Genomic DNA, 11,902 nt, shown 5'->3' on the forward strand with positions numbered 1-11,902 from the left:
AGGTGGCCTCCGCCTCCGCCGAGCTGGGTGCTCGACGTGACCGCGCCCGGCACGTGGTCGGCGGAGACCCCCTGACGAAGGACGCCCCTGCACCCGATGCGCGTCGGGTGCAGGGGCGTCCGGTCTCGCTCAGCGGCGTATGCGCTGGTGTCCTCGCCACGGGTAGCTGGCCCCGGCCCTCGCCTTGCTCTTCGACTTGCCGCTGTGGTGACCACCGCGGGTGCCGAACGGGTCCTTCGAGGCGCCGAAGTAGTACACGGCATAGCTGGCCGCGTCCGACATCTCGTCCAGGCCCTGCAGCGCCCCGCCGGCCAGCTGCCGCTGGGCGGCGCGCTTGGCGGCGTCGTCACCCTCGGGCGCCAGACCCTCGGCGTCCAGCGGCGGCACCCCGGTGAACAACGTGTTCAGGTTGTCGCAGAGCTGGTGGTAGCAGGGGTCGTACCAGGAGCCGGCCGCGCCGCCGTACTCCTGGGCCTGCTCGGGCGTCTTGATGCCCTCGGCGCCGGCGAAGACACCGCCCGCGGGGATCCCGCGGAGGGTGAAGCCCACGTAGTCCGAACGGCCGTCGAACGGCACCCGGTCGCTGGTCAGCCCCTGGGAGCGGAACCAGTCGTCGTGCACCTGCTCGACCTTGCCCGAGCCCTCGGGCCCGGCCGGGTTGCCGGGGGCGGCGTTGCCGTCACCGTCGTAGACGAACCGGACGTAGTTCGACGAGGCGAGCATGTCGTAGTCGAGCATCACGTCGATCTTGTCCACCTCGGCGTCGCTGAGGCCGAATGCGTACTCGATCGACCCGACCAGGCCGTTCTCCTCGGCCCCCCAGAAGCCGAAGCGGATCTTGTTGCGCAGCCTGTGCCGGCCCTCACTGAGCTCCTCGGCCTGGGCGAGCAGCGTCGCCACCCCCGAGCCGTCGTCGTTGATGCCCGGCCCCGCGGGCACGGAGTCGAGGTGCGCACCGACCACGACCACGTGGTTCGGGTCGCCGCCGCGGGTCTCGGCGATCACCTGGGGCAGGAAGCGGTCGGTGAAGGTGCCGTAGACCTTCAGGTCGACCGTCGGGTTCTCGCCCGCCTTGTAGGCCTGGAGCAGCTCGTTGCCCACCCTGTAGCTCGAGACCACCGCCGCGATCGTCGCGGGGACGTCGGGCAGGTTGTCGACGAAGACCGGGTTCTGCCGCTCCGGGGTGTTGCCCTCGTTGTAGATGATCACCCCGGTGGCGCCGGCCGCCTGGGCCAGCGCCCACTTGTCGACGAATGCGCAGGTGCCGCGCTGGACGAGCGCGACCTTGCCCTCCACCCCGGCGTAGTCCACGGCCGCGCAGCCGCTGGTCGAGCCGCCGGTGGGCGGGTCGAGGATGCCGCCGACCGGGAAGACCGGCGCGCCCGTGAGCTCGACCGTGGGGGAGTTCGCCATCGTGATGAAGTCGACCGACGGCGAGTTGTCGTCCTCGGCGTCACCCGGGGTGTACGTCGTCGGGGTCGGGGAGACCTGGTTGAGCACCGGCGGCTGCGTCTCCTCCCAGATCGGGTAGTTGAACTGGTCGATGCGCACCCGCAGACCCGCGTCGCGGAGCGTGTCGACCACGTAGTCGATCGACTCCTGGTAGCCGGGGGAGAACACCTCGCGGGTGTCGTCGTTGAGCGACGCGATCCGCTGGAGCGCGACCTGGTGCTCGGTGATCTCCGACAAGGAGACCCCGCGCACGAACCTTCTCGCCGACGGGTCGCGGGGAGTGACGCCGTGCTTCGACGCCTTGGAGGCACTGACCTGGGGCCGGTCGGGACCTGCGGTGGCAGTTCCGGACGACACGGTCACCCCGGCGAGCAGGACGCCGGTCGCGCCTGCCGCCACCAGCTTGGACGCTGTGTTCATGGGCTTCTCCTGGGAGCAGCCGACGAACGGGTTCGGCGCCGTGCCGAGCGGTCGGCCGCCTTCCGACTCTACGAGCGGGGGGGCCGCCCAGGGTGTGCCTCAAATTGATGATCTTGACCAAAGATCAACAGGTGGGCCAGGGCTTTCCCGGACGCGGCGACGGGCGTCGGCGCCATGATGGGGCGATGACGACGTACTCAGGCACGGACGAGTTCGCCGGCGCGACCTTCCTGCGCGCCAGCCTCAAGGGAGCCACCCTGCGCTTCTCCGACGTCAGCGGCGTGACCATGCGCGGTGTCGACGTGGACGGCCTCGACATCGACAGCCACGACCTCTTCTTCGGCAGCCTGTTGGTCAACGGCGTCGACGTGGTGCCGTTCGTCGAGGCCGAGCTGAACCGGCGGTTCCCCGGCCGCGAGCTGCAGAAGGCCCAGACCCCCGAGGGACTGCGTGAGGGCTGGGTCGCCGTACAGGCCGCCTGGGCGGCGACGGTGGCCGGTACGCCGCCGGAGCTGGTCGACGCCCACGTGGAGGACGAGTGGTCCCTCGTGCAGACGCTGCGCCACCTGGTCCTGGCGACCGACGCCTGGCTGGGCGGCGGGATCCAACGGGTCGACCAGCCCTTCCACGAGATCGGCCTGGTCTTCACCGGAGCCGAGCGGATGGGCTTCGACACCTCCGTCTTCCGCGCCGACCCGCCCTCCTACGACGAGGTCCTGGCCGTGCGCGGCGAGCGGCAGCAGCGCGTCACCGACTTCCTGGCGACGGTCACCCCCGAGCAGCTCGCCGAGGAGCGCGACGACCCGTGGGGTAGCGACGACTGGCACCCCACCGTCGGCGACTGCGTCCGGGTGATCCTGGAGGAGGAGTGGGCGCACCTGCGCTACGTCCGCCGCGACCTGGCGAAGCTCGCCGAGCAGTCGGCCGGGGCCGCTGGGGTCAGGACGAGCTGACCGCCAGCCCCTCCAGCCACTCCCGCCAGGCCGGCTCCTCGCGCTTGGTGTAGTCGGCCGCCTCGTCGGAGAACAGGTAGGCGCGCACGCCGGCGGTCGCCGAGCCGGCGGCCTCGGCGTAGTCGAAGACGTAGACGCTGAGCAGCCCCGGAACCGAGCCGGTGAGCCGGAGCAGCGCCATCCGCACCCCGAGCCGCTCGACGACGCCGGGCACGCCGCGCACGTCGACGGCCGCACCCACGGGGCCCAGCCCCAGCTCGTCGTGCAGCCGGGCCCAGAGGGCGTCGGCGTCGCCGGGCAGCTCGACGCCGACCTCCAGCTGGGTCGCCTCCTGGCCGGGGAAGTGGGTCAGGTAGAGCCGCAGGTTGTCGAAGAAGGGCTTCCAGTTGAGCCCCATGTCGTCCCAGAACTCCGACTCCCAGTCGGCTCCGGTGCCGAACCCGCTGGTGGTCACCCGGACCACGCAGGTGCCGCCGGAGCGGGCCTCGACCAGGAACTCCGAGGTCATCGGGCTGAGCTCGTCGGGCTCCTTGCCCATCAGCGCCGCCCAGTCCTCGTCGTAGACGAGGCGGTGGGGCGGCTCCCAGGCGGTGACGTGGCCGTCGGAGCCCATCTCGGGGCCCATGGTGAAGTGCACCGCGCCGCCCTCGCGCTCCTCCAGCTCGGTGGGCAGGAACCAGGCGCTGATGCCCTTGGCGGTGGCGACGGCCTCCCAGACCTGCTCGGGAGTGCCGGGCACCTCGATGCTGAACTCGAGGCGGTAGGGGACGTCGGGGGTGGCGGTCATGGCTTCTCCTGGGTGCTGGTCTCTGTGGTGTTCTCGGTGCTCTCGGTGCTCTCGGTGCTCTCGGGCAGGGGGTGGGCGGCGACGACGAGCCGGTGGGGGCGCCCGTCGTCGTGGTGGTAGCGCGCGGCCAGGTCGAGCACCGCGGCGGTGAGCTCGTCGGCGAAGGCGGCCCGGTCCTCGGCGGAGCGGAAGCCGATCCGGGTGTCGATGGTCAGCGTCGGCAGCCGCTTGCCGGAGGCGCCGGCCCGGCGGGCCAGTGCGCCGACCTCGCGGACCAGTCGGCCCGCCAGCGCGACGAGGTAGCCGGCGGAGAGGTGGTCGCCGTTGGCGTCCGGGTCGGCGGCCGAGGCGCTGACCGCCGCCGGCGAGACGACGTACGACGCGGCGGAGGCGCGCAGCACCCGCTCGGTGATGCCGCCGTGGCGCCGCTCCTCGGCCAGCTCGACCAGCCCGTGGGCCTCCAGCGTCTTGAGGTGGTAGTTGACCTTCTGGCGTGCGATGCCCACCCGGGCGGCCAGCCCGGCCGCCGAGGCGGGCTCGGCCAGCTCGGCGAGCAACCGGGCTCGCACCGGGTCGAGCGCGGCGGACGCCGCCTCGGGTGCCTCGATGACCTCGATGTCCTGCATGTCTCCAGCGTGGCCCTGACAAGTTTTCTTGTCAAGGGTTTGTGCGGGCTGGAGGTCACCTCGTGACCCTGAGGCCGCGCAAACCCAGGACTCGCGAGCCTCAAGATCAAGAAGGGCAGGGTCGAGGGGACGTGGACGGACTACATGGGGTCGGACACGACGGTCCTCACCCGGCTCGTGATGAGGTTCCGGCCGGGGCGGCCGGTCGTCGGCCGGGTCCAGGTCTCCGTCAGCTGGTGCGAGTCCGGGGGCACGTCGGGCTGGGCCGGCCAGCGCCTGACGGGCCGTCCCCGTCGGCTTGGAGGGTGGCTCAGCCCCGCTTGCAGCGCCGGGTGACCTCGGCGTCGCAGTGGTCCCGCCCGCCGCCACCCCCGTCGGCGCGGTCGCGGCCGGGGCCGCCGACGAGCCGGTCGCCACGATCGTGGTCGGAGCCACGCAGCACGTCCCGCCCGGGACCACCCAAGCCCACGAGCCGGCGCGGTGAGCGGCGGGGTCCGTCGAGCCGGATCCGGTCAGCGCCGCTGCCCCCGCGCACCACCACGTCGTGGCCCACGCCGGTCAGCCGGTCGGGTCCGGGGCCGCCGTCGAGCCGCACGACCCGCCCCCTGCCCCAGGCATCGTCGGCGCCGCCCCGCCCGCGGAAGGTCACCCGGTCGCCCGCCACTCCCACGGTGTCGGCTCCGGGCGTGCCGAGCACCAGCACGCGGTCGCTCCGCGCCTGGTTGTCCACCAGCAGATCCTCGAACCCCTCGAACGGCGTGGTCGTGCCGTCGCAGGTCGACCGACTCGCCATCCGGATGGTCAGGGTCCGGCACGAGACCCGGGCGGCGAAGGTGTCGGTGCCCGGCCCTCCGTCCGCCGAGCGGACCTGCACCAGCTCCTCGTCGCGGTAGGGGCTCCGCCGTCCCAGACGGTCCTCGCCGCCGCCCAGCCGGACGTCGCCGAAGCGGCCGTTGGGGAACGCCACCACCTCGTCGGCGTCCGAGCCGACGAACGACACCGGGTAGGGCCACTGCGGCACGCTGTCCCCTCCCGGCACGTCCTCGGCCAGTCCCAGCTCGAACGTGCGGACGTGCCCCGTCCAGGTCAGCACCTGCGCGTCGCCGACGGTGGCGCGGCGGGCGGCGTTGTCGATCCGCAGCTCCCCGCCCGGCAACGGGTCGCCCTCGCCCGGGTAGGGCAGGTAGAGCGCGGCCGTGGAGGCGGCGGAGAAGTCGAGGCGACCCTCGGGGGCCATCGCTCCCCGGTAGTGCACGACCGCCGACCCGGGACCGAAGGTGATCTCGTCGTCGTTGAGCTCGCCGAGGGGTGCTGCGGAGTGGACGGTGTCGAGGGGGAGCTGGCCGGAGGAGAGCTCGAGTTCCTCGGGGGGTGTCGTGCGCCCCCCGCCCATGGAGATCACGTCCCGCTGCCCGCCCGCCGGCGGCCGCCCGAGGTCGTCCTCCTCGTCGCCGTCGGCGTACACGACCTCGACCATCGCGGCGCTGCCGGTGAACGTGTCGTTCCCGGTGCCCAGGAAGACCGTCACCCGGCCCTCGCCTGTCACGGCCTCGTTGACGACGACGTCGTCGCCGGCGCCGCCGTGGACGTACCCGACCCGGCCGATCGGGTCCCGGCCGTTCACGGCGCGGGGGAGGGCCAGGCAGAGGGTGTCGTTCCCGCCCAGCGCGTCGAAGCCGTTCCAGCTCTCGGGCGTCATGGCGACCACGTCATCGCCCTCGGTTCCCTTGGTGACCTCGGTCGTGGCGACGATCGTCACCGGCTTGCCCAGGCAGGTCGAGGCCACCGTCGCACCGGCCGGGGCGAGCGCCGCGCCGAGCGCGAGCACGGGGACGGCGGCCGCGAGCGCGACCGCCGGGAGGAGGACACGCTCGGCCAGGTCGTTCAGGGTCCCCGTCATGGCGAGAGGCTAGCGGTCGGGCTCCGGGTCAGGAGGCCGGTGACGCGCGTTCTGCGCATGTTCGGCATGCGCCCCCGGCCGCGGGGGTACGCAGCCGCGCGCCTCGAGCCAGCGGGCACATCGTGGATCCCACCTCGAGGAGTCAGCACATGCCCGCCTGCACCAGCCACCACCCCGTCAAGGGGCGTCGATGAGCCTCTACCCCCGGTCGGTAGCCGACTTCCTGGTCCTCCTCGTCGCGACGCTGACCGGCCCTCGCGGCAGGTCGCACTCGGCGTCTCGCCCCGCTCACGCGGAGGATGTGTCCGAGGTGCCCGTCGTAGTGTGAGCGCAGGCAGGCCGCGGGGCGTCACACCTGGAGCGGAGGCAATTTTGCGCCCGCGCTCCGGCGGCAGTCATGATGCGACCATGGCCGACGACGACGACTTCAACCGGGAGCTGGCTGCCGCTGCGCGCGGCATGCAGGGCGAGGACAGCAGCCAGCAGGCGATGGAGCGGGCGGTGACGATCGCCACCGAGATCCTGCCCGGTTGCGAGGCCGCAGGCGTCTGCGTCGTCCACCGCGGCGAGCGGGTCGACACCCATGCCACGAGCACCGACGCGCTTCGCCGGGTCGACGCGCTGCAGCACGAGCTGGCGGAGGGCCCGTGCATCGACGCGTTGCAGGAGCACGACACGGTGGTCAGCGACAACCTCGCCACCGACGCGCGGTGGCCCCGATGGGGGACTCGCGTCGCCGAGGAGTCCGGATACCTCAGCATCGTCAGCTACCGCCTGTTCTCCACGGGCAACAGCCTCGGCGCGCTGAACCTCTACGGCACGGAGAAGTCAGCCTTCAGCAGCGACGACATCAACGACGGCATCGCGCTGGCCGCGCACGTCGGGGTCGCCCTGGCCGGCGCGCAGGAGGTCGAGAACCTGGAGAAGGCGCTCGTGAGCCGGACGATCATCGGCCAGGCCACCGGCATCCTGATGGAGCGCTTCGACCTGACCGCGGACCGAGCCTTCGGCGCCCTCACCCGGATGTCGCAGCAGCGGAACGTGAAGCTGCGCAAGGTGGCCGAGCAGATCCTGGAGACGCGGGCGCTGCCCCACGACTAGGGACGCGCGGCCGCTGGTCAGCCCCGCTCGCAGCGTCGGGTGACCTCGGCGTCGCAGTGGTCGCGGGCGCCTTCGCGTCCGTCGGCACTGTCACGCCCGGCGCCGCCGACCAGTCGGTCGCCGTGCTCGTCGGTCGCCCCGCGCAGCTCGTCCGCGCCCGGACCTCCCCGAGCGACCCGACGGAACGACGAGGCGGGAAGGCGCTTCATGCTCGCGTCGGACTCGAGCCTGAGGCGGTCCGCCCCACCCTGCCCCCGCAGCACGACGTTCACGCCGCGGGCGCCGAGGATGTCGGCTCCCGCACCTCCGTCGACCCGGACGGTCCGGCCCCCGGCGAACGCCCGGTCGGCCCCGTCCCGTCCGCGGAACGTCACCCGCTCCGCGCTGGCGACGACGTGGTCGTCGGCGTCGGTCCCGACAACGACCAGGACGCCGTTCTTCGCCATGTTGCTGACGTAGACGTCGTCGAAACCGGTGAACGCGATGGTGCCCTCGTCGCACGTCATCCGGGTCGCGACGCGGACCGTGAGGTGCCCGCACCCCCGCCGGAAGTAGAGGCGGTCCCGGCCGGGACCGCCGTCGAGGGAGCGCACCCGGTACCAGGCGCGGGACCCGCCCGCCACGCTGTCGTCGCCGCCTCCCAGCCGCACGTCGCGGTAGCCGCCGGAGGTCAGCCAGAGGTGCTCGTCGGCGTCGGAGCCCACGAAGGAGACGGCGCTCTGCCACGACGCGGCTCGCTGCTCGCCGAGATCCCACGAGCGGACCGGACCCGTCCACGCCAGCACCTGGACGCCGTCCAGGGTGGCGCGCCCGGCGACGGCGTCGATCACGAGCTCGCTGTCGCTGCCCGGGGTCGACGCGGCCGGGACGGCCGGGAGGACCAGCCGGGTCGAGGTGGCCGCGGAGACGTCCAGGTGCCCCGACGGGGCCATCGCGCCGCGGTATTCGACCCTCGCGCCGCCGGGCCCGAAGGTGAGGTCGTCGGCGTTCAGCCCGTCGACGGGTGGGACGGACCAGACCGTGTCCTCGCCCGCCGCCGCCCGCCGGGGGGCGCCCCCCATGTCGATCACGTCGCGCTGGCTGCCCGCCGGTGCCGTGACGGCGTCCCCCGACTCGTCGGAGTCTGCGAAGACCTCCTCGACCATCGGGGCGCCGGTGAACGTGTCGTCGCCCTCGCCGAGGTAGACCGTCATCATGGAGTCGGACGGGTCGGCGCCCGACTCGTTGACCACCACGTCGTCGCCGGGCCCGGCGTTCACCAGGCCGAACGAGCCCGACCCCTCCCGGGAGCGGCCGACGGCCAGGCAGATGGTGTCGTCGCCGCCCAGGGCGTCGAACGTCTCCCACGCCCCGGGCGTCATCGCCACCACGTCGTCGCCCTCGGTGCCGGTGGTGACCTCCGTCGTGGCGACGATCGTCACCGCCTTGCCCTGGCAGGTCGTCGCGGCGCTCGCGGCGGCCGGCGCGTGCGCCCCCGCGAGAGCGAGACCGGGGACGACGGTCGCCAGTGCGACCGTCGCGGACCAGACAAGACGTGCACGCATCACTCAGGACCCCCGCGGTGCTTCGTGTCGAGCCGTCGTCCCCGTCGTCCGGCGGCTCCACATCCGACCACACCCGCGCGGGCCCGGCAAGGATCCCGGGCTGCTGTCCGCCGGGGCTGCCATAGTGCGGGGATGCGGATCTCAGGACCAGTGGCGGCGGTATGGCGGGCCTATCGGGCGAGCGGGGCTGACCGGCCCTTCGGCGACCCGCTGCCCGCGCACGGCGTGGCGATGGAGGGCTACTTCTGGCGGTTCACCGACCCGGACTCGGGGCGGGTCCTGATAACCCTCAACGGGGTGAACCGGGCCGCCGACGGGGTCTGGTCGACGATCGGTCTCGCGGCGCACCCCCACGGCTTCCTGCGGACGGTGGCTCACCCGACCGGCGCCGCCGGTGTCGACGCGCTGGGCGTCTTCTCCGGGGAGGCGTTCCACGGGACCCCCGACGGCGTCCGCGTCGACCTCGGACCGCAGGCTCAGCTCGAGGTGACCGTCAGTGACGCCACCCCGTGGCCCCGGCGCAGCTTCGGCGGGTCGAGCGTCTTCCAGGCCGTGCCGGGGCTCAACCAGTACTGGCACCCGTGGCTCCTCGGCGGCACCGCGCACGGCAAGGCGGTCGTCGGGGACGAGACCTGGGAGCTCGACGGCTGGTCGGTCTACGCGGAGAAGAACTGGGGGAAGGGCGGCTTCCCCGACTCGTGGTGGTGGGGGCAGGCGCAGGGCTTCGCCGAGCCGTCGGTCTGCGTGGCCTTCGCGGGCGGAGAGGTGAGCGCCGGACCGCTGCGCACCACGGTGACGGCGGTCGTGGTCCTCCTCCCCGACGGGCGGCTCCTCCGGCTGGGCGACCCGGTGGTCTCCCCGGTCCGCGCGGAGGTCACCGACGAGCGCTGGCTGCTGCGCGGGCGCAGCGCCCAGTGGGCGGTCGAGATCGAGGGGATCGGCAGCCTGGCCCAGGCACACGTGCTCCCGGTCCCGCTGCCGGCCGAGCGACGCAACATCGCCGGCGCCATCGAGCACCTCGGGGCGAGCATGCGGGTCTCGGTACGACGTCGGGGGCGCCTGGTCTGGCAGGGCGAGTCCCAGCTCGCCGCGCTCGAGCACGGCGGCATCGACCGGGCGCAGGCCGAGGTGGCCCGCCGTGGCCACGGCCCCGACGCGGTGGACGCCCCGCCGCTGAGCCGCTAGTCGCCGGTGCCGTTGGCAGGGCTCTGAGCGGGCGGTGTCAGGCGGGGACCTGTGCGGTGTACTCCGGGTGCCCGTAGCCGCGGAGCCGGCGACGCAACGTCGCCACCACGTAGCGGTCGGTGACCTTGGAGAGGACCCGGACGCCGGAGATCCGGCGGACCAGCAGCACCCTGCCGATCAGGAACGGCAGCATCACCGAGGCCCGGAGCTGGTCGGCCCGGGTCACGTGGACGCCCATCCGGGCGGCCCGGTCGAAGTCGCCCTGGAGGAAGGCCTTCACGAAGGTGATGGTCGCGAAGCTGCGCTCGAACTGCTCGACGATCCGGCCCCAGCGGCCCGCGTCGGGGTGGAGCCGGGCGGCCAGGGTGGAGCGGACCAGCGCCCCGCAGGTCTCGTCGTCGAAGGAGCTGCGCAGGGTCGCGGCGCGCGCCTTGAAGACCCGGATGACCCCCTTCGGGTCCTCGGGCAGCAGCTCGGCGGGCAGGCCGAGCAGGAAGCAGCGGTAGCGCGCGAGCTCGATCATCGCCCGCTCGCGCGTGTCGAACTCATCCCGGCCGGCCTTCACCGCCTTGACGGAGATGAGGAAGCTGCTGATCAGCCCCGCCGGCATCTGGTCGACCTGGGGGATGGGGGTGCCGTGCGTGGCGTGGTTCCACTTGCCCGACCGCAGCGCGTGCACGCGGACGGTGGAGTGCATGAGCCGCACCATGGCGGCCGCCTCGAAGCCGGGGCCGCGGCGGTCGGTCCCGCCGGGCAGCACGGTCGCGGCGAAGAACGACGCGGTCTCCTTCACCCGGCGTGCCGAGGTCTCGCCGGTCAGCGCGCCGGTGAGCGCCATCGGCAGCGCGGCGTAGGCGTTGAGGAAGGTGGCCAGGAACGCCCCGCGGATCACGAACGGCGTCACCAGGGCGGCGTCGATCCGCTCCCAGCGGGCGCCCTCCTCGAGCAGGTCGGGGTCGATCCAGTCGGGTCGCTCCTCCATCGCGGCCATCAGCGCGCGCAGCTGCGGCGGGGCGTCGGGCACCGCGTCGACGCCCTCGCGGCACGCCGTCTGGAGCATGGTGATCAGGCCCCGCATCCCGTGCTCCGGCAGGAGCATGGCGTAGGCGTCGGCGACGGCGTCCCCCAACCGGGTGGCGGTCACCATCAGGTCCATCAGCTCGGTGTCGGCGAGCAGCTCGGCGCGGTCCGCGCCCTCGACGTCGTCCAGGTCGTTGGGATCGTCGAGCCCCAGCGCGAGGCGCTCGGGCAGGTGCTCGGGGTCGAACGCGGCGTACAGGGCGGGGAGCAGCTCCCGCTGCCGCAGGACTCGCTGCGACAGTGCCTGCTGCGTCATGGCCGCTCCTCCCGGTCGGTGCGCTCCAGCCTAGGGGGAGGCAGGGCATCGTGCGCGGGATACGTCGCGGGCGTGCCGCCTCAGACCGCGGCCGCCCCGGCAGAGGAGTCCCGCTCCGCGGCGCGGTGCGCCATCACTCCCAGACCGATCAGGATGGCGACATCCTCGGGGACGGCCGTGGCGGAGACCTCGATGGTGCCACTGGTCCGCAGCAGGCCGCCGAGCTTCAGCGACATCGCCTGGGCGCCGTCGACGTCCTCCCAGGAGAGCTGCCGTGCGAACACCCCACTGATCCTGAGTCGGTAACGACGGCCGCCCACCTCGGCATCACCTCGGCCCAGCAGGCCGGTCTCACGGAACTCACCGACCGCCTTTCCCTCCGCGGTCTCGGCGAGCACGGTGCGGCCGAGCAGGCCCGACGTGGAGAAGGTCAGCCGATCGGGCCCCAGGCTCAGGTGGGCCGACCGCGTGAGGACGCCGTGGAACGTGATGGTCCCCTGGTGGCCGCTGTCGTCGACGAGCCGGAGCGAGGAGCTCACCAGAGACGGTCGGGTCACTGTGATCGTGCGCCCCATCGTTGCTCCTCCTCGACTGCGTC

At 73.2% G+C, this 11,902-nt stretch carries 10 protein-coding genes; 3 read left to right on the plus strand and 7 right to left on the minus strand.

Translation table 11 applies throughout. From position 1 onward, the window contains the following. Positions 1–129 precede the first annotated feature (129 nt). Positions 130–1,872 (minus strand): M28 family metallopeptidase, encoded by a 1,743-nt coding sequence (locus AC4BGE_RS08280; protein WP_490574960.1) that lies wholly within the window; start codon positions 1,870–1,872, stop codon positions 130–132. Positions 1,873–2,057: 185 nt separating this feature from the next. On the opposite strand from AC4BGE_RS08280, the gene AC4BGE_RS08285 reads away from it, so the two are divergent. After that, positions 2,058–2,825 (plus strand): DinB family protein, encoded by a 768-nt coding sequence (locus AC4BGE_RS08285; protein WP_490574961.1) that lies wholly within the window; start codon positions 2,058–2,060, stop codon positions 2,823–2,825. Here the strand turns inward: AC4BGE_RS08285 and AC4BGE_RS08290 are convergent. The 3 genes from AC4BGE_RS08290 to AC4BGE_RS08300 form a co-directional block, all read right to left on the minus strand. Next, a complete protein-coding gene (locus AC4BGE_RS08290; protein ID WP_490574962.1) occupies positions 2,812–3,612 on the minus strand; it encodes an SRPBCC family protein in 801 nt (266 codons plus the stop codon). The genes AC4BGE_RS08285 and AC4BGE_RS08290 overlap by 14 nt on opposite strands. Further along, positions 3,609–4,238: an ArsR/SmtB family transcription factor gene (locus AC4BGE_RS08295; RefSeq protein ID WP_490574963.1), complete on the minus strand. Its 630-nt coding sequence runs from the start codon at positions 4,236–4,238 to the stop codon at positions 3,609–3,611. Before AC4BGE_RS08295 ends, AC4BGE_RS08290 begins: the two co-directional genes overlap by 4 nt. Positions 4,239–4,548: 310 nt before the next feature. Beyond that, on the minus strand, positions 4,549–6,138 hold the full coding sequence (locus AC4BGE_RS08300; RefSeq protein ID WP_490574964.1) for a hypothetical protein: 1,590 nt from the start codon (positions 6,136–6,138) through the stop codon (positions 4,549–4,551). 408 nt (positions 6,139–6,546) lie between these two features. Here AC4BGE_RS08300 and AC4BGE_RS08305 point away from each other — a divergent pair, with 408 nt between their 5' ends. Then, on the plus strand, positions 6,547–7,239 hold the full coding sequence (locus tag AC4BGE_RS08305) for a GAF and ANTAR domain-containing protein (RefSeq protein ID WP_490571028.1): 693 nt from the start codon (positions 6,547–6,549) through the stop codon (positions 7,237–7,239). A 17-nt stretch (positions 7,240–7,256) separates the two neighbouring features. Here AC4BGE_RS08305 and AC4BGE_RS08310 read toward each other — a convergent pair whose 3' ends face one another. Continuing rightward, positions 7,257–8,783, minus strand: a complete 1,527-nt coding sequence (locus AC4BGE_RS08310) for a hypothetical protein (protein ID WP_490574965.1) — start codon at positions 8,781–8,783, stop codon at positions 7,257–7,259. 132 nt (positions 8,784–8,915) lie between these two features. Here AC4BGE_RS08310 and AC4BGE_RS08315 point away from each other — a divergent pair, with 132 nt between their 5' ends. After that, positions 8,916–9,968 carry a tocopherol cyclase family protein gene (locus tag AC4BGE_RS08315; RefSeq protein WP_490574966.1) on the plus strand — a complete coding sequence of 351 codons (1,053 nt, stop codon included), beginning with the start codon at positions 8,916–8,918 and terminating at the stop codon, positions 9,966–9,968. A 37-nt stretch (positions 9,969–10,005) separates the two neighbouring features. On the opposite strand, the gene AC4BGE_RS08320 is transcribed toward AC4BGE_RS08315, so the two are convergent. Both AC4BGE_RS08320 and AC4BGE_RS08325 read right to left on the minus strand, forming a co-directional pair. Then, positions 10,006–11,304 carry an oxygenase MpaB family protein gene (locus AC4BGE_RS08320; protein ID WP_490574967.1) on the minus strand — a complete coding sequence of 433 codons (1,299 nt, stop codon included), beginning with the start codon at positions 11,302–11,304 and terminating at the stop codon, positions 10,006–10,008. 80 nt (positions 11,305–11,384) lie between these two features. Beyond that, entirely contained in the window at positions 11,385–11,861 is a 477-nt protein-coding gene (locus tag AC4BGE_RS08325; protein ID WP_490574968.1) for a hypothetical protein, read from the minus strand. Between the last annotated feature and the right edge of the window lie 41 nt (positions 11,862–11,902).

Source organism: Nocardioides sp. Z50_6 (assembly GCF_058215755.1).